The following is a 20,436-nucleotide window of genomic DNA, read 5'->3' as shown; positions in this document are numbered from 1 at the left end:
CCCTTCAGATACTTCTCACCGATCTAGCGGCCGCTCGTCGGAAATCAGCTTCCCGTCGTTCGGCAGGCTGCCCGGCGCAACCAGCTTCACCGCGCCACGCATCTTTGTCACCGCCTGCAGCGATGCAGCCGCCTCGTCGGCAAGCGATGGTGACGGCGATGCACATTCGGCGTGAAGCGTCATCTGATCCTGCTCATTGGCACGCGCCACAACCAGCCGGACGCGGCCAAGTTGCGTGTGCCGCTTTGCAATTTCCGCCACCTGCGTCGGGTGCACGAACATGCCCTTGATCTTGGTGGTCTGGTCGGCACGACCCATCCAGCCCTTGATCCGCATGTTGGTGCGCCCGCACGGCGAAAGGCCCGGCAGCACCGCGGACAGGTCGCCGGTTGCAAGCCGGATCATCGGATAGGCCGGATTGAACGACGTGACGACGACCTCTCCTACCTCGCCGGCCGGGACCGGATCGCCGGTGCCCGGCTGGACGATCTCGACCAGCAGGTGCTCGTTGACGATCAGCCCCTCGCGCGCCGTTGATTCGTAGGCAATGACGCCGACCTCGGCGATCGCATAGCATTGCAGGACATCGACGCCTCGCGACGACAGTTCCGCACGCAGCGAGGGCGGCAACGCCGCACCCGACACGAGACCGCGCTTGATCGATGAGACATCCTTGCCGCTCTTGGCGGCATGATCGAGCAGCACCTTCAGGAAATCCGGTGTGCCTGCGTAGGCCTGTGGCCTCACATGCGCAATCGCGTCGACCTGCTGCTCGGTGTTGCCGACGCCACCCGGGATCACCGCGCAGCCCACTGCTTTCAATCCCGATTCGAGGGCATAAGCTCCCGGCGTCAAGTGATAGGAAAAGCAGTTGATGGCGATATCGCCGCCGCGAATGCCAGCGGCGAATACGGCGCGTCCCGCACCGTAGCCATCCGCCTCCTTGCTTTCGAACTCGAAAATCGGCCCCGGCGACATCAGGATCCGCTTGGCCTGCCCTGCCGCAATCGTATTGAAGCCGCCGAAAGGTGGCGAGGCCTTTTGCAAGGCGACGAGGTCGGCCTTGCGCAGCAGCGGCAGGTTCGCCAACGCCTCAAGCGAGGTGACCTGCGCCGGATCGAAGGCTGCAAGATGCGCCGACCAGCCGGGTGCCTTGTTTGCATTGGCAATGGCGGCCGGCAGCTTCTCGGCCATCGTACGTGCACGCACTTGCGGATCACGCGTTTCCAGCTCGTCGAAAAATGAGGCAGTCATGACGCAACGTCTCCCGGCAGCCATCGATGCGTCATTGCGAGCCATAGCCGTTCGAAGAACGGCGTCGCTTCGCTCGCCTACGGCGAAGCAATCCAGTGACGGACTCGGCCTTTCTGGATTGCTTCGTCGCTTCGCTCCTCGCAATGACGAGAAAATTTACCTCGGCATCTTACGCCAACCAGCGCTTGCGGCGCTTGTAATGCTTCACATCGCGAAACGACTTCCGCTTATCGCCGGCAATACCGAGGTAGAACTCCTTGACGTCTTCGTTCGACGCCAGCGCGCCGGCTTCGCCGTCCATCACCACCCGTCCGTTTTCGAGGATGTAGCCATGGCTTGCGTACTTCAGCGCCATATTGGTGTTCTGCTCGGCGAGCAGAAACGATACCTTTTCCTTCTGATTGAGGTCGCGCACGATCTCGAAGATCTCCTCCACGATCTGCGGCGCGAGACCCATCGAAGGTTCATCGAGCAGGATCATGCGTGGCTGCGACATCAACGCCCGGCCAATTGCACACATCTGCTGCTCGCCGCCGGAGGTGTAGCCCGCGGTCGAGCCGCGCCGCTCCTTCAAGCGGGGAAAATACGCGTAGACGCGTTCAAGGTCTGCCGCGACCGCGGCCTTGCCGTCGCGCCGGGTGAAAGCACCGGTCAGCAGGTTTTCCTCGACGGTCAGGTGGGCAAAACAGCGCCGCCCCTCCATCACCTGGATACAACCGCGCCGCACCACCTCGTTTGGTGACAGCGACTGCACCTCGGTGCCATCGAACACGATCGATCCCTTGGTTACCTCCCCGCGCTCGGCATGCAGCAGGTTCGAGACGGCCTTCAGCGTCGTCGTCTTTCCGGCGCCGTTGGCGCCGAGCAGCGCAACAATGCCGCCTGCCGGCACATTCAGCGACACGCCTTTCAGGACCAGAATCACATGGCTGTAGACGACCTCGATGTTGTTGATCGAGAGAAATGGCGCAGCCGATCCTGGCGACGTCGCAGCACTCACGTTCGACACACGGCTCTCCGGGCTCGAGCTTGGTTAAAGGATCGGGAGAGCATCGCGCCCTCCCGATACCATTATCGCGATCAGCTTTCTTTCGAGCAGTCGCGCGCGTCGATCTTCTTCTCCGCGCCATACTTGGCCGACGCGTCCTTCACCATCGGATCGAGAATCTTCCGGTCGGCGGTGTAGTAGTCGGAGATGATCTTCCACTCCTTGCCGTCCCACTGATGAACGCGGGCTTCGTCCGCGCCTTGATGATCCTCGCAGGAAAACTTCATCGGCTTGATCATGCCTTCGAAGCCAAGTTCCTTGATCCGCGCCGCGGTGAGATCGAGATTCTCAAAACCCCAGCGGATCTGTTCGCCGGTGAGCGGCTTGTTGCCGAACTTCTTCTGCGCCGTGCGGATCGCTTCGACACCGATCATGGAGTTCAGAAGACCGCGATTGTACAGCACATGACCGGCCTCCTCGGCCTTCACTTGCGCCTTGCCTTTCGAGATCAGGTGCTTCTCGATATCGGCGTGCACCTGATATTTGCCGGCGCCGTGTTGCAGCATGAGCGCCTTGTACCCGGCCGACTGTGCGCCGCCCGGAACGACATCCGGCTCCGCGCCGGCCCACCACACGCCAATGATCTTGTCGCGCGGGAAACCCACCGCCGCAGCTTCGGAGATCGACGTCGGGTTCATCACGCCCCATCCCCACAGCAGCACATAGTCGGGACGGTCCTGCCGGATCGACAGCCACTGTGACTTCTGCTCGACGCCCGGATGGGTCACCGGGATCGCCTTGAACGTGAATCCGTCCTGCTTGGCACGGGCTTCGAGCGCAGGTATCGGCTCCTTGCCGTAGGGACTGTCGTGATAGACGAGGCTGATCTTCTTGCCCTTCAGCTTGTCGGCCCCGCCAAGCTCCTTGGCGATGTGCTGGATCGCGACATCGGCCGCGGTCCAATAGCTGCCGGCGGCGATGAAATTCCAGGGGAAGACCGCACCGTTACGGCTTTCGGAGCGGCCATAACCCATGGTCAGCAGCGGAATCTTGTCGGCCGGCACCTTCTCGGTCAGCGCGAAGGTAATGCCGGTGGAGAGCGGCGAGAAATACGCAGCACCTGTCGCCCCCTTGCTCTTCATGCGCTCGTAGCACTCGACACCCTTGTCGGTCGCGTAGCCGGTTTCGCATTCCTCCGGCGCGAGCTTGACACCATTGATGCCGCCGTCGCGCTCATTGATCAGATTCCAGTAATCCATTACGCCGTTGGCGAACGGAATGCCGTTCGGTGCATACGGACCAGTGCGGTAGACGAGCGCGGGAACGTACTGCTCGTTCTGCTGCGCCAGAGCAGGCGCGACCGCCACCGACGCGCCGATCGCCGCCGTTGCCATCAAGAAAAATGTTCGAAGCATTGCTTCCTCCCTTTCCAGCGGTACCGCCGGTCGCCTCCTCGCGAGCCTTGTCGTTTATTTCGGCCACCTGCCGCTCACGTTGCGGGTTGGCCGTTGGCTTAAACCTATTCCGTCAATAGGGGTAAGGCCAGAGCCTCAACTTCTCCTTGGCCGTAGACCAAAGTCTTGCAAATCCGTGCGGCTCGACGATCAGAAGGTAACAGATCAGCGAGCCGGTGATGATGAAGACCAAGAGCGACACGGTTTCGACCGAGATCGGAATGCCCAGCGCGTGCGGCACCTGATCGAGCAAGATTGGCAGCACGAGGATGAAGGCAGCGCCGAGGAACGCGCCGAGGATCGATCCGAGCCCGCCGATGATCACCATGAAAAGCAGCTGAAACGAGCGGTCGATGGAGAAGGCCAGCGGCTCCCACGATCCGAGATAGACGAAAGCCCAGAGCGCGCCTGCGACGCCGACGATGAAGGACGACACCGCGAAGGCGGTCAGTTTTGCATAGAGCGGACGAATGCCCATCAGCTCCGCGGCGATATCCATGTCGCGGATCGCCATCCATTGCCGACCGATATTTCCGCGCACCAGATTCTTGGCGAGCAGCGCGAAGACCGTCACGAAGCTGAGGCATATGAAGTAGCGTTCGATCGGCGAATTCATCGTCAGGCCGAAGAAGTTCAGCGCCGGCGCGTTCACCGAGCCGGAGGACGAATAGTTGGTGAACCACGGCACGCGCAGAAAAACCCAATCGAAGAAGAACTGGGCCGCCAGGGTTGCGACGGCCAGATAAAGACCCTTGATCCGCAGGCTTGGTACGCCGAACAGCACGCCCGCGAATGCGGCCATCAGGCCGCCGAGCAGGATCGACGGCAGCACCGGCAAGGGTGGAATGACAATCGCCGTACCGAGCCACGCCAGCGGAATGTTGATGCCGGTGCCGAACTTGTACGCGCTGTAAGCGCCCACCGCCATGAACGCGCCGCTGCCAAGCGAGATCTGCCCGCAATACCCGACCAGGATGTTCACGCCGATCGCAGCCAGCGACAGGATCAGGAACGGTATCAGGATCGCGCGCAGGAGATACTCGCCACCGAACGGCCAGATCTGGAGCTTAGCCAGCAGCGGCACGACGAGGAAAGCGAGCGCAAGCAGCAGAATGAATGCGATGCGATCCTGACGGATCGGAAACATCGCCATATCCTGCGCATAGGTCGTCTTGAACTGGCCTGCTTCGCGGTAAAGCATTCCGTGCTTCTCACATTGAAGAGGTGAACAGCGAACGGCGAACAGTGAATGGATTCTGAATCGGCACCGCTTTCACTATTCGCCACTCCCTATTCGCCATCCGCCACTCTCAGATTCGCTCGATGATCCGTTCACCGAACAGCCCCTGCGGCCGCACCATCAGCACTGCCAGCGCCAGCACGAAGCCGAACCAGTATTCGATGCCGCCGCCGATCGAAGGACCGAGATAGACCTCGGCGAGCTTCTCGCCCGCGCCGATGATCAAGCCGCCGATGATCGCGCCAGGCACGGAGGTGAAGCCGCCGATGATCAGCACCGGCAGCGCCTTCAGCGCGAGAAAGGTGATGGAGAACTGGACGCCGAGCTTGGTGCCCCAGACCGTCGCCGCCACCAGCGCCACGAGACCGGCCACCAGCCAGACCACGAACCAGATCCAGGAGATCGGGATGCCGACCGACTGCGCCGCCGTATGATCGTCAGCGACGGCACGCAGGGCACGTCCGGTCTTGGTGCGCTGGAAGAAAATGGCAAGGGCGGTCACGAGAACGCCGGCAATCAGTCCGCCCCAGACGTCGAGCTTGCTGACGAGAATGCCGCCGGGAAACTGGTTCTCGAACAAGAACCATGCGTCGGTCGGAAACAGCCGCAGCGGGTAATTGTCCGCGCCGAAGATCATTTGCGAAGCACCTTCAAGAACGAAGGTAATGCCGATGGTCGACATGAAAAGCGTGAGCCCGTCCTGATTGACGAGCGGCCCGAGCACGTAACGCTCGATGACGAAGGCTGCGATCGCCATGACGGCCGCGGCGAAAACCACCCCCAGGATCACGGCCGCCCAGAATGGCAGGCCTCTTGCGACCAGGAAATCAAGTGTGCGGACCAACGCGAGACCGGCGAGCAGCACCATGGCGCCCTGGGCGAAATTGAAGACGCCGGACGCTTTGAAGATCAGCACGAAGCCGAGCGCAACCAGCGAATACAGCACGCCCGACAAAAGGCCGCCGATCAGGATCTCGAGGAATTGTCCGAACGCAATCAAGCAACGCTCCTATCGCTCTCCTCACCCATCAATGCGCTACTCCGAGGTAGGCATCGATCACCGCCTGATTGGTCTTCACCTCGTCGGGCGTGCCGTCGGCGATCTTGACGCCGTGGTCCAGCACCACAACGCGATTGGACAGGTCCATCACCACGGCCATGTCGTGCTCGATCAGCGCGATCGTCGTACCGTAGTAGTCGTTGACCTCGACGATGAAGCGCGACATGTCCTCCTTTTCCTCGAGATTCATGCCGGCCATCGGCTCGTCGAGCAGCAGCAGATCCGGTTCCATCGCCAGCGCCCGACCGAGTTCGACACGTTTCTGCAGGCCGTAAGGCAGGCGCGCGACCGGCACCTTGCGGATCGCTTCGATTTCGAGAAAGTCGATGATCTCCTCGACGCGCTGGCGGTGTTCGATCTCCTCGGTGCGGGCGGGGCCGACGCGCAGCGCCTGCCAGAGCAGTCCATAGCGCATCTTGAGGGTCCGCCCGGCCATGATGTTGTCCAACGCGCTCATCCCCTTGAACAGGGCGACGTTCTGGAAGGTGCGGGCGATGCCGCCGCGTGCGGCTTCGTAGGGCCGCATGCGCGGGCGCGACTTGCCCTTGAAGGTGATCGAGCCCCGGTTCGGATGGTAGAAGCCGTTGATGACATTCAGCATCGACGTCTTGCCGGCGCCGTTCGGGCCGATGATCGCCCTGATCTCGCCCTTGCGGATGTCGAACGACACGTCCGTCAGTGCCTTCACACCGCCAAAGGCCAGCGAAACGCGCTCGACGCGGAGCATGACGTCGTTGACCTCCGGCGACCTCATGCTGCCTTCTCCAGATCGGCTGGCACATGGGTCGTTGGCAGATCGGCAATCTTCAGACGCGCGGACATTCGTCCCTTGCGTCCGTCCTCGAAGGTGACCTCGGTAGAAATGTCCGCTTCACTGGCGCCGCTGTAGAAGGCAGCCAGCAGCGCTGCATAGCGCTCGGCAACGAACCCGCGACGAACCTTCTGCGTCCGCGTCAGCTCGCCGTCATCGGCATCGAGCTCCTTGTGCAGGATCAGGAAACGCCGGACCTGTGCGCCGGCCATCACCTTCTCCTGTACGAGCGACCTGTTCATCTCGGAGATGTCACGGGCCACCATGTCGTAGACCAAAGGATGCGCGGCCAGGTCCTGGTAGGAGCCGTAGGCGATGTTGTTGCGCTCCGCCCAGTTGCCTACGGCTGTAAGATCGATATTGATCATTGCGCAGGCGAAGTCGCGCTGGTCGCCGAACGTCACGGCTTCCTTGATATTGGGAAAGAACTTCAGCCGGTTCTCGAGATATTTCGGCGCGAACATCGTGCCGTCCTTCAACCGACCGACATCCTTGGCCCGGTCGATGATCTTCAGATGCCCGGTCTTCTCGTCGAAGAAACCAGCGTCGCCAGTCTTCACGTATCCGTCCGACGTCATGGCCTCCACGGTCTTAGCGTGGTCCTTGAAGTACTGCACAAACATGCCCGGCGATTTGAACTGCACTTCGCCCGACTCGGCGATGCGGATCTGCACGTTCGGCGCCGGCGGCCCGACCGTATCGGCGAAGATTTCACCATCGGGCTGACACGTGACATAGAGGAACGCTTCGGTCTGTCCGTAAAGCTGCTTCAGGTTCAACCCGATCGAGCGATAGAACACGAACAGGTCGGGACCGATCGCTTCACCCGCTGTGTAGGCCACCCGCACGCGCGAGAGGCCGAGCACGTTCTTCAACGGTTCGTAAACCAACACCCGGCCGATCGCATAAAGAAGCCGACCTGAAAGCGGCACCGGCTTGCCGGTGAGAATCGCCTCGCCATGCTTGCGGGCGACCTTCAGGAAATAGTGGAACATGCGGCGCTTGAACGCCGCCGCGTCTTCCATGCGGATCATCAGCCGTGTGAGCATGGTTTCGAACACACGCGGCGGCGCGAAGTAGAAGGTCGGCCCGATTTCCCGCAAGTCCTGCTCGACCGTTTCCGGTCCTTCCGGACACGCCATGCAGAAGCCTGCCGCAAGCCCCTGCGCATAGTTCAAATAGTGATCGCCCACCCACGCGAGCGGCAGATAGGCAAGCGCCACATCCTTTTCGGTGAGCTTGTCGAAGGTTGCAGTGTCGGTCGCCGCATCGATGCAGCCCTTGGCGGAAAGCATGACGCCTTTCGACGTGCCGGTCGTGCCGGATGTGTAGAGAATGATCGACGTGTCGGAGCCTTCACCACTGTCGATCAAGGCATCGAGCTCGGCCGCGAGCGCGCTACTGGCTGCGATCGCCGCGCGTCCGTCGGCGATAACGTCGTCAATCTTCATCAAAAGGCCGTGGTCGTAATCGCGCAGGCCTCGGGTTTCGTCATAGACGATCTTCTGCAAGTGCGGCACGCGATCGAGGACCGACAGGACCTTGTCCACCTGCTCCTGGTCCTGCGCCGCGACGAATGCCACATCGGCGTGGCCGAGGACGTACGACAGTTCATCGGCCACGGCATCCGAGTAGACCGGCACCGGTATCGCGCGCAGCGTCTGCGCAGCCATCACCGTCCAGTACAGCTTCGGCCGATTGGCGCCGACGATAGCGATGGTATCGCCCTGCTTCAGTCCAAGGCGTTGCAGCCCGATCGCGTAGGCGCGCACGATGTCCAGCACCTGAGCCCAGGTCCATGTCTGCCAGATGCCGAGGTCCTTGTGCCGGATCGCAGCATGATCGGCGAACTGCAGAGCGTTGCGACGCAGCAGCTTGGGGAACGTATCCAACGATCCGCCAGCGGACATGCCCTTCTCCCATTTCCTGCCCGAACAGACCCGCGCGTTGGCTCGCGCTTTGGAAGCGGTCGCGGCAGCCGAGCCCCGCAGATTCCGCATATGACCTATAAGATTGCATTGGAGCGGGGATCCAACAAGGTCCCGCTTGACAGACGAAAGGAGGGTTGGTTGGGTAGAAAAGGAGACGACCGGCAGGCGCCTTTACTGGCGAAGCAGGCCGGACAGGTCCTGGATTGCGATCCCCATCCGCTCGAGCTTGATCAGGCCCCGCGCCTCCAGCGCCTTTAGCGCCTCGTTCGCTGCCGGCCGCGAAATACCGGACAGCAATCCGATCTCTTCCTGGCTGATCTCCAGATAGTTGTCCCCTTGCGGATAGAGCACCGGGTTAAACAACCAGGCGATGCTTCGCGCCAGGCGCGCGGTCGCGTTCAGCGTGCGGTCGTATTCGACGAGGGCGATGAACTGCCCCAACCGTTCGTTGAGCTGGCGGACCAGAAACCGGTTGAAGCCGACGCTGTTCTCAAACAGCCAAAGAAAGGTCGCCCGATTCATCATGGCGAGGCGCGTATCCCGGAGGACCGCAAGGTCATATTGCCGCGGCTCATCCTTCAGGACGCTGCCTTCTCCGAACCAGCCACCCGCGCGCAGGCCGGCAAGCGTCACGTCCTTGCCGGTCTCGGAGATGGTTCCAAGTTTCAGCAGGCCTTCGACCACCCCGATCCACGTATCGAGCCGGTCGCCGCGATGGCAGATGTAGGAGCCTTGCCGAAACGCCCGCTCGATCGTGCCCCGGCGCGCCCGCTCGAACTCCGGTTCGGTCAGTTCGATCGACCAGAATGCAATGCGCCGAAACTGTTCCGCAGCAATCACGCTTTCGTGCCCAAGACGAGCTGCCAAGACGAGCCACCGAGACAAGCTGCCAAGACGAGCCGGAAGGCAGCCGGCCTATCTGCCGTGGGCCGGGCGGCAAACGCAAGCTGAAGATTGCCTCGCCGCGTCGCCTAGCCCGGCGCGCGGCCGAACTCCTTGGCGAAGCGCCTGGCATAGGCCGGCCACACGTCGGGGTTGACGACGCGCGGCGGACGTTCACCGGCGAGCGCCGCGATCACCTGCTCAGCGGCAATCTTTGCCATGTTGCAGCGCGCATCATGGGTGACGCCTGCGGTGTGCGGGCTGACGAACACGTTGTCGAACGCCATCAACGGATGATCGGAGGGCGGGGGCTCTTTCTCCCAGACGTCGAGACCGGCGCCGGCGATCTTTTTCGCGCGCAGTGCCTCCTCGAGCGCCTTCTCGTCGTGGATCGAGCCGCGCGCCGTGGTGACGAACATGGCCGTCGGTTTCATCATGGCGAATTGCGCTTCGCCTATCATGCTGCGGGATTCCGCCGTCAGCGGGCAGTTGATCGACACGAAGTCCGACGCCTTGAGAAGCTGGTCCAGCTCGACCTTCTTCGCACCGCGTGCGGCGATCTCGTTGTCGCCGACATACGGATCATAGGCGAGCACGGTCATGCCGAGCGCGCTCTTGCACATGGCCGCGAGCCGGCTTCCGACATGGCCGATGCCGATGATGCCCACCGTCTTTCCGAACACTTCCCCGCCCTTGAACGCCACGCGGTCGAACGGCCCCTCGCGACGCAGCGCTTTGTCCACTTCAACGATGCGCTTCGACAGCGACAGCATCATGCCGAGGGCGTGTTCAGCCACCGACTGCGCATTGCCGCCCGCCTGATTGACCACCAGCACGCCGGCTTCGGTGCAGGCGCCCACATCGACCGTGTCGTAACCTGCACCGTTGCTGGAGACGACCAGCAGCTTCGGACATTGTGCGAGCAATTCCTTGGTGACGTGGAAGTGTGGCGCGAGCTCGTCGCGCGACGCGCCGACCTGATAGGCGTGTGCTGCCGCGAGCACCGGACCCGCCACGGGCGCGGGACTGTCGTTCTCCAGCCGCGTCAACGCGATCGACCCCTCGTCGCTCACGATTTTCTTGTAGATCGCTTCGTCGGCCAGGTACTTCACGTAAAAGAGGTTCTTCTTGCCTGCAGTCATCTTCGTGTTGTCCGTTCCTCGCCTCGCCAGCGCACATTCTCGTGCCGTCACACCACTGCTATCAAGCGCGGCGGGCGCAAGCAAATCGCCCGTGACGCGGAACGTCACGGGCGATCGCAGAAACGATGCTCGCGAAAAATGACGATCGAGAGGCGCTTCAGTCGACCTGCGCGCCGGACGCCAGGATCACCGGCGCCCACTTCTCGCGCTCGCGCTTCATGAAGGCGCCACACTCCTCGGGCGTACCGCCCTTCACCTCGGCGCCGTTCTTCGCATAGTGGTCCATGGACTCCTTCGTCTTGAGGCCGAGATTAGCCGCCTCGTTGAGGACATTGATGATGTCCTTAGGCGTTCCCTTCGGCGCAAGCAGAACACCCCAGGTGCTCGATTCGAAGCCGGTCAGCCCTTGCTCATGCAGCGTCGGAACCTGCGGCGCGGCGGGCGAGCGCGTGAGGCTTGCGACCCCGAGCAGCTTCACCTCGCCAGACTGCGCGAACGGCAGGATGGCCGAGGCAACCTCGAATGCGAACTGCACGCGACCCGCGATCAGGTCGGTAATCATCGGTGCTGCACCCTTGTAAGGGACGTGCAGCATGTCGACGCCCGCCTCCTTCTTCAACAGCTCCGTCGTGATGTGCACCGTCAGGCCGCTGCCGCCGGATCCATATTCGACCTTGCCCGGATTCGCCTTGATGTAGGCGATCGCCTCCTTGTAGGTGTTCACCGGCATGTTCTTATGGGTGACGAGGAACATGGGGCTGAAGTTAAGCAGGATGATCGGCTCGAAATCGGCTTGCGGATCGTAGGGCAGCTTCTTGTAAAGCGTCGGGTTGATCGCCAGCGGCCCGGTCGAGGAGTAGCCGATCGTATAGCCGTCGGGCGCGGCCGCCTTCAGGTACTGATGCCCGATGATGGTGGCGGCGCCCGGCTTGTTCTCGACGAAAACCGTTTGCTTCAGGACGTCACTCATCTGCTTGGCGATCAACCGCGCGCCGATGTCGGACGACTGACCGGGCGGGAAGCCGACGACCATCTGGATTTGTTTGGTGGGATATTTGCCCTGCGCAAACGCGCCGGGAAAACTGGAGAGCACGAGAGGGCTCAGCGCAACTGCCTTCGTGAAGGTGCGTCTTGTGGTCATGTTTCCTCCCGCGGATGAGCCAACAAGTCATTGCGGCGATCCGGAACCTGGGTCCCAGTCGCTGTCCGTCTTCTTATGGTTGCAGTATAGCAGCTTGAGAGTGCGCGGCGAGCGTATTTCATCACCGGCTATTCGGTTCGGGAGCTTTGCAGCCCCGTTCGTCGTGTCAGCCTGACGCTTCAGCACTCATACTCGCGCGGCCTGCCTCAAGCCGAGAGCCGGCGCGCTCTCGGTTCGCGACCTCCGGCATCGGCAAGCGCCAGCCTTGCTGCCTCAGACCCATCACGTGATACAGCGCACTGGTGCCTGGCTTGACGAACGGGATCATGCCGACACCGGCAACATTGGCTCGAGGCGACATCATCTCATCATAAATTACCTGATGGACTTTATCTTTCCTGCGGGTAATTTACGTGCGTGAGTTAATCGAGACAGGCGGAAACGATGGATGCGCGGCCTCCCTCTTCCGATTCCTCTCCCTGGTTGCCGTTCGAAAGTCGCCGCCGCGCCCGCGACGAGAAGCGCGACGCCGTGCTGCGGACCGCGGTCCAGTTGTTTCTCGAACAGGGCTATCATCGCGCCACGTTGAACGCGGTCGCTGAACGGCTGAACATCACCAAGCCCGCGCTTTACAATTACTTCCGCAGCAAGGAAGAGATCCTGTTCGAGTGCTGGGCTCTCGGGCAGGAGCGGGTCGACGGCTTCATCGCCGAGATCAACGCCCGCGGCGGCAGCGGCCTCGTCAAGTTGCGGCAACTGGTGCGCGCCTATGCTGAAAACATGGCGGACGACTATGGCGCCAGCCTGGTGCGATTCGATCCGCGCGACCTGTCCGAAGAGAACCGGGCGATCGTGCGCGCCGGCAAGAAAAGCATCGACCGGACGTTTCGGAAGTATATCGCCGACGGCATCAAGGACGGATCGATCAAACCGTGCGATCCCAAGCTGACCGCATTCGCCATTGCCGGTTCACTGAACTGGATCGGTCATTGGTTTCAGCGCGACGGGGCGATGCCACCTGCAGCCATCGCAGATGAGTTCACGGACCGGCTCACTGAGGGGCTGGCGGCACGACCGACGAAGAAGACGGCCTCAATCCGTCGAAAAAGGTAAATGATCAGGAGGGGAAACGATGAACACCACGCAAGGATTGCGTCGCGCTCTGCAGATCAACCCCAACGGCCTTGCCGCTGTGTTTGGCGACAGGCGGCGGAACTGGCGCGAGGTCGGAGAACGGGTCTCGCGACTGGCGGCCGGCCTTCGTGCGCTCGGGGCAAATCCCGGTGAGCGCGTCGCCGTGCTCTCGCTCAATTCCGACCGCTATCTCGAGCTCTACCTAGCGACCGCGTGGGCGGGCGCGGTGATCGTTCCACTCAATATCAGATGGAGCCCGCTCGAAAACGAGGATGCCCTGCGCGATTGCCGCGCGGTGGTGTTGGTTGTCGACAAGGCATTCGCATCGACAGGCACGGGTCTGGCGGCGACCGCTGCCGGTCTGAAACTCGTCTATGCCGATGACGGCGACGTCCCGGCCGGAATGGAGGGCTATGAGGCGCTGTTGGCGCGAAGCGAGCCGATACCGGACGCGATGCGCACCAGCGCCGATCTCGCGGGCATCTTCTACACCGGCGGCACCACCGGCCGCTCCAAAGGAGTGATGCTGAGCCACGGCAACTTGATGGCCAATGCGTTGAATGCGCTTGGCGAAGGCCTTTTTCAGGCTTCGGCGACGTATCTCCATGCCGCACCAATGTTTCACCTCGCCAACGGCGCAGCCATGTATTCTCTCTTGCTCAGCGGCGGCTCCAACGTCGTCATCCAAGCGTTCGCGCCGGAGAGCGTGATGGCCGCGGTACAGGCCGAGCGCGTTACCGACGTGCTTCTGGTTCCGACGATGATCCAGATGCTGGTCGATCATCCCGCGCTCGGCTCCTACGATATGTCGTCACTGAAGAATGTAACCTATGGCGCGTCGCCGATCAGCGACGCCGTGCTTCGCCGGGCCATGGCGGCGCTTCCGAATGCGCGATTCACACAGGCCTACGGCATGACCGAATTGTCGCCGATTGCGACGCTGCTGCACTGGAACGAGCACATCGGCGAGGGACGCGACAAGGGCCGGCATCGAGGCGCCGGCCGAGCCACGCTCGGCTGCGAGGTCCGTATCGTCGATCCGGACGACCGGCCGGTGCCCTATGGCACGGTCGGCGAGATCGTGGCGCGCGGGGACAACGTCATGATCGGCTATTGGGAGCGCCCCGAAGAGACCGCGAAAGCCGTTGTCGACGGCTGGATGCACACCGGCGACGGCGGCTATATGGATGAGGATGGGTTCATCTACGTCGTCGACCGGGTCAAGGACATGATCATTTCCGGCGGCGAGAATATCTATTCGGTCGAAGTCGAGAACGCGATTGCACAGCATCCCGCGGTCGCGCAGTGCGCCGTGATCGGAATTCCGAACGAGCAATGGGGCGAACAGGTTCATGCCGTCGTCGTCCCGAGAAGCGGCGCGCAGGTCTCGGCCGCCGAACTGATCGAATTCTGCAAGACGCTGATCGCCGGATACAAATGCCCGCGCAGCGTCGACATCAGCGAGAGCCCGTTGCCGCTCTCCGGAGCCGGCAAGATTCTCAAACGCGAACTGCGCAGGCCGTTCTGGGAAAACCGGGAGCGGCTGGTGAGCTGAGTCCCGGCAACGTTGGTCGGGACGTCGCGGTGTTCGTCCTCCTGGCCGAAGGCTGGCGATCCCGGGATGACTCGAACATCCGACCTACGGTTTAGGAAACCGCCGCTCTATCCGGCTGAGCTACGGGACCGCACCGGGACGATTTAGCACGCCCGGCCGATTTTTCCATCCATCGGCCCGCGATTTTCGGAGAGATTCAACGTGTCCGGAGCAGTAGATTCCGGCCCGGCGACTATATTTGCATACATTTGCCTTCCACGACTGGCATGATGGCAGCCTTCGAATCGCAAGGCTCCACATTCCATGCAATCATCGGCACGTACGGCCTGGCGGCGCATGCTTGCACTCAACGTCGCCGTGATGACGCTGCTGTTCGTCTATAAGGTCACGCTGACCATTCCTGCGGCGCAGTACACCCAGCATCTTGCCGACTATCATTTCGGATTCATCAGGCGTGCCCTGGTCGGCGCAATCGTCGGTCTTGTGTTCCCCGTTCTGCCGTTATGGGCGCCCTACGTTCTCGGCGGCCTCGTCTGGCTCGCGACGCTTCTGCTTTTCCTCAAGCTGTTCGACCGCACCTTCGGCTTCAAGGACGAGAACCTGCCGTTGCTGGTTTTCACCGCGGGCTCGCCGTTCTTCCTGAAGAACTTCATTCAGACGCTCGGCTACTTTGATATTTACGGCTGCCTGCTGGCGATCGGCCTGTTGCTCGTTCCCGCACGCTCCAGATGGTATGTGATTGCAGCGGGCGCCGGATCGATCGTTCTGATCGCCATCCATCACATTCATATGCTGATGTATGTGCCGACGATCATCGTGATCGTCGCGCTGCGCCACCATCTCAACCGCGCTTTGAGCGTCGCGGATTTCGTTCTGGCGAGCGCCTTTCTGGCCGGTCTCGGCCTCGCCTTCTTAGCCGCCCAGTTCTGGGGGGCGGCGCCGGTCTCGCTGCAGGAGTTCGACGCTTACCTGCGTTCGCGAATGGCCCATCCGGACATCAAACTGACCTCGTACATGTACTACCGCACCCTGGCCGAGGAGATTGCCGACACGTGGATCGTGATGCCGGCCAATGCGCTGCGGTTTCCGATTTACGCAGCGCTGATCGCGCTGCATCTGCCGTTGATCAGCTATTTCAACCGGACGATCCGCGGCCTGCGCGAGCCGGTGCATCAGCAGCTCGTCTACACAGCCATCGTGCTCGTCGGCCTTGGTTACCTGATCATGCTCGGCGTCGTATTCGACTACGCACGATTCATATCGGACTGGGCAACGTGCATGATCTTGATCCTGTTCGCGGTGAAGGCGCTCCCGGCGCGCGAGGTTCCTGCCTTTGCCGGCGATGATCAGACTGCCCAGCGACTTGGCTGGATTGTCAGCATCATTCCGCGCGTCGGAACGACCAAGCCGTTCTGATTCGATGCCGACGAACAGGCATGCGACCGTCAGCGTCGCCGCCAGACGAGAAAACTGGACATGGCATAGTTCCACATCACGCCGACCAGCGCACCGGCTGCGCCCGCAAGCCACCAGACCGAACGCTGCGCGAAGACCGACGAGGCGATGCCCACATTGGCAATCAGTCCAATCCCGCAGACGCCGTAGAACAACAGCAATCCGCGGATGAACGCCCAGCCACGCAGCCTTTGATCGCGGTAGGTCAAAAGGTTATTGAGAATGAAGTTTCCGGTCATTGCGACCACGGAAGCAATTGATTGCGAGGCCGGAAAGTCCAGGCCGGTGTACAGCGCGAAATACAGGGTCGCGAAATGCGTGACCAGGCCGATCGATCCGACCAGCGCGAAGAGCAGAAAACGAAGCGAGATCAGATCGCCGGTCAGCTTCGACAGCAAAAGGCCAATGAAATCCAGCGCGACAAGCGAATCGAGCTTGCTGTCGCCCAGCATGCGCGAACGAAATTCGTAAGGCAGCTCTACGACGCGCAGCCGGTTGCGTCCCGAGACGATAATGTCCAGCAGGATCTTGAAGCCCTGGACCGACAACTTCGGCGCAATGTCCTCGAACGCCTGGCGTCGCATCATGAAGAAGCCGCTCATCGGATCGGTCACCTTGATGCTCAGGAGCGCCTTCGCGAGCATCGTTGCCAACCGACTGAAACCGAGCCGGCGGCGGCTGAAGCTGTCGACGCTGCCGCCATCGATGTAGCGGCTGCCGATCACGAGATCGGCGCGACCGCTGCGCAACGCATTCAGCATGTCCGGCAGCCTGGCTTCATCGTGCTGCAGGTCGGCGTCCATGACGGCGACGAAGGGGGAACTCGAGATCAGCATGCCCTCGATGCAGGCGCCCGACAATCCGCGCCGCCCGATGCGCCGCAGACAGCGAACCCTGGGGTCCTTCAGCGCAAGCGCTCGCAACACGGCCCATGTCTCGTCCGGCGAGTTGTCATCGACGAAGATGACCTCCCACGCCTCCTCCGCGAGCACCGTGCCCAGCCGTTCAAGCAGAACGGAGACATTCTCCCGCTCATTGAAGGTCGGCACGACAATCGAAAGCTGCGGCGTCGAATCCACGCTGTTCAAAGGGCTTCCTTGGATTCCGGGCGAAGTCGTCGGAGTGCCGGATAACAGAGGTCGCCCGCCGAGGCCAGTACAGCCAGGAACTCTTTGCACGGGGATCAGACCCCGTCGAGAATCACCACGGTCGGCGCCTTTGGCAGCGAATCGAGGGATACGGAAAAGGACCGGTCGGCCTTCAGGTCGACCTCGAACTGCCCACGGACGCGGCCGACAAACTCCTGCAACGGCGTGCCGAGGCGGTGCATCGGCAGCACGATCGACGCGCGCAGCCGCTTGACGATCTCAGCCATGCCGTCGATCGTCATCGTCACGCTGTCGTCGATCGGCACCATCAACACGTCGAGGCGGCCGATGGCGGCAATATGGCTCTCGTCCAGCTTGTGGTGCAGGTGGCCGAGATGGCCGATGCACAGGCCCGCCACTTCGAAGATGAAGATCGAGTTGCCGTCCTTCTGCATCGGCAGATCCAGGTCGCCGCGGCCAAATCCATAAGCGCGAAAATTGCGGATGTCGGTCGGAACGTTGCGGATGAACACGTCGCCGACCGTCACTGCATGTTTCGCAGCCCCCTCGTCGGCCCAACCGTGCAGCACATGCGCGATGCGCGGATCGGGGTTCAACGTGTAGTGCGTCGTATGCGCGCGATTCATCGTCACGACGGTGGGAAGCCGCGGCGGACGATAGACGCCGTTGTAGTCTGTGGCGATCACCACATCGGCCGGTGTCTCGATCTGATAGGTTGAATGACCCACATAGGTGATCGTCACGCTCGAGGCCGCGGCGGCCGTGGCGCCGTAGCGTGCAAAGATCACGCCAGGCAGGCGCTGCGCGACCGCAAGGCACTCGCTGGCCGTGCGCCCCTCGGCGCGCGCTGCGGACGCAGCCGACACGGCAAGCAAGGCCAGCGACAGAAACCGGACCGTCAGCACCACGAGCCGAGACATGCGGTTCTCCTTGGGCCGTGCTCATTGGCCTTGCCTGAATGCGATCTACCACGCATCGCACGGAACGGCATCAGCAATCCTTCGTGAGAGACGGCGGTCGACTTGCCGAATTGCCTTCAAGCTCGTCAACGTTATGATGCATCGATGAGCTGGTCGGGAGCGGCTCGATCGGAACAACAACGGAGAACAACCATGCCGGTTCTGCAACCTGCCGATTGGCCAAGGCCCCGCGGCTTTTCTCATGGCGTGACCGTCGACGCGCCCGGTCAGTGGATCGTGCTCGCGGGCCAGACCGGCCACAATGCCGACGACGGTTATTCCGACGACATCGCGGCGCAGGTGCGGGTCGCGCTGGAACGCATTGTCCGCCTGCTCAAGGAAGCGGGCGCCGGCCCCGAACATATCGTCCGTCTCGTCTGGTACATCACCAACCGAAACGAATACGAAGCGGCAGGCGCCGGTATCGGTGCGGCGTGGAAGGACACGCTGGGCAAGAACTTTCCGCCTTCGACGCTGCTCTATATTTCGGGGCTGGTCGACGCGCGTGCGAAAGTAGAGATCGAGGTGACGGCCTTCGTGCCGAAGAAGTGAGGCGAGCAAGTCGCAAATGGCGAGTGGCGAATAGTTCGCTCACCGGCCATTCGCTGCTCCCTCTTCGCGTCCTTCACACCTTCGCCGAAAAGCTGTCCGGCCGCGCCATCGCCCAGGCATCCTTGTAGCGTGCGTCCGACGTGCCTTCGAGCAGCTCGCCCGCACGCAATGACGGATAGAGGCGCTCGAACGACATCACTTCCGAATTCGAGACGCGGCGGGTGAAGTGGATCGGCCGCATCTCGTTCGGATGCGTGAAGCCGGCTGCCGCGGTGAGCTCCGCCAGGGCGTGCAGCGTAAAGTGATGGAAATTATAGACCCGCTCGGTCTTGTCGGGGACGTAGAGCGCACGGCCGCGGATCGGATCCTGGGTGGCGACGCCGGTCGGACACTTGTCCGTATGGCAGCTCAGCGACTGGATGCACCCCAGCGAAAACATGAAGCCACGCGCGGAATTGCACCAGTCCGCGCCGAGCGCCATCGCGCGGGAGATGTCGAAGGCAGTTGCGATCTTGCCCGATGTTCCAATGCGGACGCGGTCGCGTGCATTAATGCCGACCAGCGCGTTGTGAACGAAATTCACGCCCTCGCGCATCGGCATGCCGAGATGATCCATGAATTCGAGGGGTGCCGCGCCGGTGCCGCCTTCCTTGCCGTCGACGACGATGAAATCAGGATAGACCTTGGTTTCCAGCATCGCCTTGCAGATCGACAGAAACTCCCAGGGGTGGCCAATGCACAGCTTGAAACCGACCGGCTTTCCATCCGTCAGCCGGCGCAACTCGGCGATGAACTGCATCATTTCGATCGGCGTCGAGAATGCGCTGTGTCGCGGCGGCGAGATGCAGTCTTCCCCGAGCTCGATGCCGCGGATCGCAGCGATCTCCTTGGAGACCTTCGCCGCCGGCAGCACGCCGCCATGACCCGGCTTGGCGCCCTGGCTGATCTTCACCTCGATCATCTTGACCTGATCTTCGCTGGCGATCTTGACGAATTTTTCCGGGTCGAACATCGCATCGCGTGTGCGGCAGCCGAAATAGCCTGAACCGACCTCCCAGATCAGGTCGCCGCCATTTTCACGGTGATAAGGGCTCACCCCGCCCTCGCCGGTGTCGTGCGCGAAATTGCCTTTCTTGGCCCCGCCGTTCAGCGCGCGGATAGCGTTTGCACTGAGCGAACCGAAGCTCATGGCCGAGATGTTGAAGACGGATGCCGAATACGGCTTCTTGCAATCCGGACCGCCGACCGTGATGCGAAACTTCTCCGTCGCGATCGGCTTCGGCGCCACCGAGTGATTCACCCACTCGTAGCCCTCCTGATACACATTGTACTGGGTGCCGAACGGACGCTTGTCGAGATCGACCTTGGCGCGCTGATAGACCAGCGCACGTGCGTCGCGGCTGAACGGCGTGCCGTCCTTCTCGCTCTCGAAGAAGTATTGCCGCATCTCCGGACGGATGCTTTCGAGCAGGAAGCGAATATGCGCGGAGATCGGATAGTTGCGCAGGACGGCATGCCGCTTCTGCAGCAGATCGCGGATACCGACCAGCGTCAGGCCGCCGAAGATCAGCAGCGGAATAATGACGATCTCGAAGGCCTTGAAGCTTTCGAGGGCGATCAGGAACAGCACCACTGTCGCGACCGCGCACGCGGTCAGGACGAAATAGCGCGGTGTGAACGGAATCATGAGTGTCTGCATGGTACCCTCGCTGGCGGCATCGTGACCCGCCTCGCCCCACGTTTGGCTGAACGACCTAAAATGCCTGCCT

Annotated in this window: 17 protein-coding genes, 1 tRNA gene and 1 pseudogene; 4 read left to right on the top strand and 15 right to left on the bottom strand. The window is 61.9% G+C overall.

Annotated features, from left to right (window positions below):
- Positions 1–15: 15 nt before the first annotated feature.
- The 11 genes and pseudogenes from RCO31_RS32715 to RCO31_RS34820 form a co-directional block, all read right to left on the bottom strand.
- Entirely contained in the window at positions 16–1,254 is a 1,239-nt protein-coding gene (locus RCO31_RS32715; RefSeq protein ID WP_308972569.1) for an AMP-binding protein, read from the bottom strand.
- 169 nt (positions 1,255–1,423) lie between these two features.
- On the bottom strand, positions 1,424–2,254 hold the full coding sequence (locus tag RCO31_RS32710) for an ABC transporter ATP-binding protein (RefSeq protein ID WP_374991568.1): 831 nt from the start codon (positions 2,252–2,254) through the stop codon (positions 1,424–1,426).
- An 80-nt stretch (positions 2,255–2,334) separates the two neighbouring features.
- Positions 2,335–3,657, bottom strand: a complete 1,323-nt coding sequence (locus tag RCO31_RS32705) for an ABC transporter substrate-binding protein (RefSeq protein ID WP_308972567.1) — start codon at positions 3,655–3,657, stop codon at positions 2,335–2,337.
- 112 nt (positions 3,658–3,769) lie between these two features.
- Positions 3,770–4,897 carry a branched-chain amino acid ABC transporter permease gene (locus RCO31_RS32700; protein WP_308972566.1) on the bottom strand — a complete coding sequence of 376 codons (1,128 nt, stop codon included), beginning with the start codon at positions 4,895–4,897 and terminating at the stop codon, positions 3,770–3,772.
- Between the two features lie 109 nt (positions 4,898–5,006).
- Entirely contained in the window at positions 5,007–5,936 is a 930-nt protein-coding gene (locus RCO31_RS32695; protein WP_308972565.1) for a branched-chain amino acid ABC transporter permease, read from the bottom strand.
- A 28-nt stretch (positions 5,937–5,964) separates the two neighbouring features.
- Positions 5,965–6,750, bottom strand: coding sequence for an ABC transporter ATP-binding protein (locus RCO31_RS32690; RefSeq protein WP_308972564.1), 786 nt, complete (start codon positions 6,748–6,750; stop codon positions 5,965–5,967).
- Positions 6,747–8,717: an AMP-binding protein gene (locus tag RCO31_RS32685; protein WP_308972563.1), complete on the bottom strand. Its 1,971-nt coding sequence runs from the start codon at positions 8,715–8,717 to the stop codon at positions 6,747–6,749. The genes RCO31_RS32690 and RCO31_RS32685 overlap by 4 nt, the downstream gene beginning before the upstream one ends.
- Before the next feature lie 192 nt (positions 8,718–8,909).
- Positions 8,910–9,578: a Crp/Fnr family transcriptional regulator gene (locus tag RCO31_RS32680; RefSeq protein WP_308972577.1), complete on the bottom strand. Its 669-nt coding sequence runs from the start codon at positions 9,576–9,578 to the stop codon at positions 8,910–8,912.
- A gap of 131 nt (positions 9,579–9,709) precedes the next feature.
- Positions 9,710–10,762, bottom strand: a complete 1,053-nt coding sequence (locus RCO31_RS32675) for a hydroxyacid dehydrogenase (RefSeq protein WP_308972562.1) — start codon at positions 10,760–10,762, stop codon at positions 9,710–9,712.
- Between the two features lie 157 nt (positions 10,763–10,919).
- The gene (locus tag RCO31_RS32670; RefSeq protein WP_308972561.1) at positions 10,920–11,903 is read right to left on the bottom strand and encodes a tripartite tricarboxylate transporter substrate binding protein; all 984 of its coding nucleotides are present in this window, start codon (positions 11,901–11,903) and stop codon (positions 10,920–10,922) included.
- Positions 11,904–12,145: 242 nt separating this feature from the next.
- A pseudogene (locus tag RCO31_RS34820) lies at positions 12,146–12,264 on the bottom strand (lipid-transfer protein); the annotation flags it as partial.
- 83 nt (positions 12,265–12,347) lie between these two features.
- Between RCO31_RS34820 and RCO31_RS32665 the strand changes: the two are divergent.
- Both RCO31_RS32665 and RCO31_RS32660 read left to right on the top strand, forming a co-directional pair.
- A complete protein-coding gene (locus tag RCO31_RS32665) occupies positions 12,348–13,016 on the top strand; it encodes a TetR/AcrR family transcriptional regulator (RefSeq protein ID WP_308972560.1) in 669 nt (222 codons plus the stop codon).
- A gap of 19 nt (positions 13,017–13,035) precedes the next feature.
- The gene (locus tag RCO31_RS32660; protein WP_308972559.1) at positions 13,036–14,592 is read left to right on the top strand and encodes a long-chain fatty acid--CoA ligase; all 1,557 of its coding nucleotides are present in this window, start codon (positions 13,036–13,038) and stop codon (positions 14,590–14,592) included.
- Between the two features lie 53 nt (positions 14,593–14,645).
- Here RCO31_RS32660 and RCO31_RS32655 read toward each other — a convergent pair.
- Positions 14,646–14,722: transfer RNA gene (locus tag RCO31_RS32655), tRNA-Arg, on the bottom strand.
- 173 nt (positions 14,723–14,895) lie between these two features.
- On the opposite strand from RCO31_RS32655, the gene RCO31_RS32650 reads away from it, so the two are divergent.
- Positions 14,896–16,008, top strand: coding sequence for a hypothetical protein (locus RCO31_RS32650; RefSeq protein ID WP_308972558.1), 1,113 nt, complete (start codon positions 14,896–14,898; stop codon positions 16,006–16,008).
- A 29-nt stretch (positions 16,009–16,037) separates the two neighbouring features.
- On the opposite strand, the gene RCO31_RS32645 is transcribed toward RCO31_RS32650, so the two are convergent.
- A complete protein-coding gene (locus RCO31_RS32645) occupies positions 16,038–17,135 on the bottom strand; it encodes a glycosyltransferase family 2 protein (protein ID WP_308972557.1) in 1,098 nt (365 codons plus the stop codon).
- Between the two features lie 95 nt (positions 17,136–17,230).
- Complete coding sequence (locus RCO31_RS32640; protein ID WP_308972556.1) at positions 17,231–18,076, bottom strand: MBL fold metallo-hydrolase; 846 nt, start codon at positions 18,074–18,076, stop codon at positions 17,231–17,233.
- Positions 18,077–18,268: 192 nt separating this feature from the next.
- Here RCO31_RS32640 and RCO31_RS32635 point away from each other — a divergent pair, with 192 nt between their 5' ends.
- Positions 18,269–18,667: a RidA family protein gene (locus tag RCO31_RS32635; protein WP_308972555.1), complete on the top strand. Its 399-nt coding sequence runs from the start codon at positions 18,269–18,271 to the stop codon at positions 18,665–18,667.
- Positions 18,668–18,740: 73 nt separating this feature from the next.
- On the opposite strand, the gene RCO31_RS32630 is transcribed toward RCO31_RS32635, so the two are convergent.
- Positions 18,741–20,366 (bottom strand): FMN-binding glutamate synthase family protein, encoded by a 1,626-nt coding sequence (locus RCO31_RS32630; RefSeq protein WP_308972554.1) that lies wholly within the window; start codon positions 20,364–20,366, stop codon positions 18,741–18,743.
- Positions 20,367–20,436 lie beyond the last annotated feature (70 nt).

The sequence above is a fragment of the Bradyrhizobium sp. LHD-71 genome, assembly GCF_031157255.1.
Taxonomy (GTDB): Bacteria; Pseudomonadota; Alphaproteobacteria; order Rhizobiales; family Xanthobacteraceae; genus P52-10.
This window is presented reverse-complemented; position numbering and strand designations above follow the sequence as displayed.

What these genes read in the sequence shown, in the direction of transcription:
- RCO31_RS32665 (WP_308972560.1), top strand. Translation starts at nt 12,348, where the DNA reads ATGGATGCGCGGCCTCCCTCTTCCGATTCCTCTCCCTGGTTGCCGTTC.
- RCO31_RS32685 (WP_308972563.1), bottom strand. Translation starts at nt 8,717, where the DNA reads ATGTCCGCTGGCGGATCGTTGGATACGTTCCCCAAGCTGCTGCGTCGC.
- RCO31_RS32715 (WP_308972569.1), bottom strand. Translation starts at nt 1,254, where the DNA reads ATGACTGCCTCATTTTTCGACGAGCTGGAAACGCGTGATCCGCAAGTG.
- RCO31_RS32640 (WP_308972556.1), bottom strand. Translation starts at nt 18,076, where the DNA reads ATGTCTCGGCTCGTGGTGCTGACGGTCCGGTTTCTGTCGCTGGCCTTG.
- RCO31_RS32650 (WP_308972558.1), top strand. Translation starts at nt 14,896, where the DNA reads ATGCAATCATCGGCACGTACGGCCTGGCGGCGCATGCTTGCACTCAAC.
- RCO31_RS32630 (WP_308972554.1), bottom strand. Translation starts at nt 20,366, where the DNA reads ATGCAGACACTCATGATTCCGTTCACACCGCGCTATTTCGTCCTGACC.
- RCO31_RS32675 (WP_308972562.1), bottom strand. Translation starts at nt 10,762, where the DNA reads ATGACTGCAGGCAAGAAGAACCTCTTTTACGTGAAGTACCTGGCCGAC.
- RCO31_RS32705 (WP_308972567.1), bottom strand. Translation starts at nt 3,657, where the DNA reads ATGCTTCGAACATTTTTCTTGATGGCAACGGCGGCGATCGGCGCGTCG.
- RCO31_RS32670 (WP_308972561.1), bottom strand. Translation starts at nt 11,903, where the DNA reads ATGACCACAAGACGCACCTTCACGAAGGCAGTTGCGCTGAGCCCTCTC.
- RCO31_RS32690 (WP_308972564.1), bottom strand. Translation starts at nt 6,750, where the DNA reads ATGAGGTCGCCGGAGGTCAACGACGTCATGCTCCGCGTCGAGCGCGTT.
- RCO31_RS32660 (WP_308972559.1), top strand. Translation starts at nt 13,036, where the DNA reads ATGAACACCACGCAAGGATTGCGTCGCGCTCTGCAGATCAACCCCAAC.
- RCO31_RS32700 (WP_308972566.1), bottom strand. Translation starts at nt 4,897, where the DNA reads ATGCTTTACCGCGAAGCAGGCCAGTTCAAGACGACCTATGCGCAGGAT.
- RCO31_RS32635 (WP_308972555.1), top strand. Translation starts at nt 18,269, where the DNA reads ATGCCGGTTCTGCAACCTGCCGATTGGCCAAGGCCCCGCGGCTTTTCT.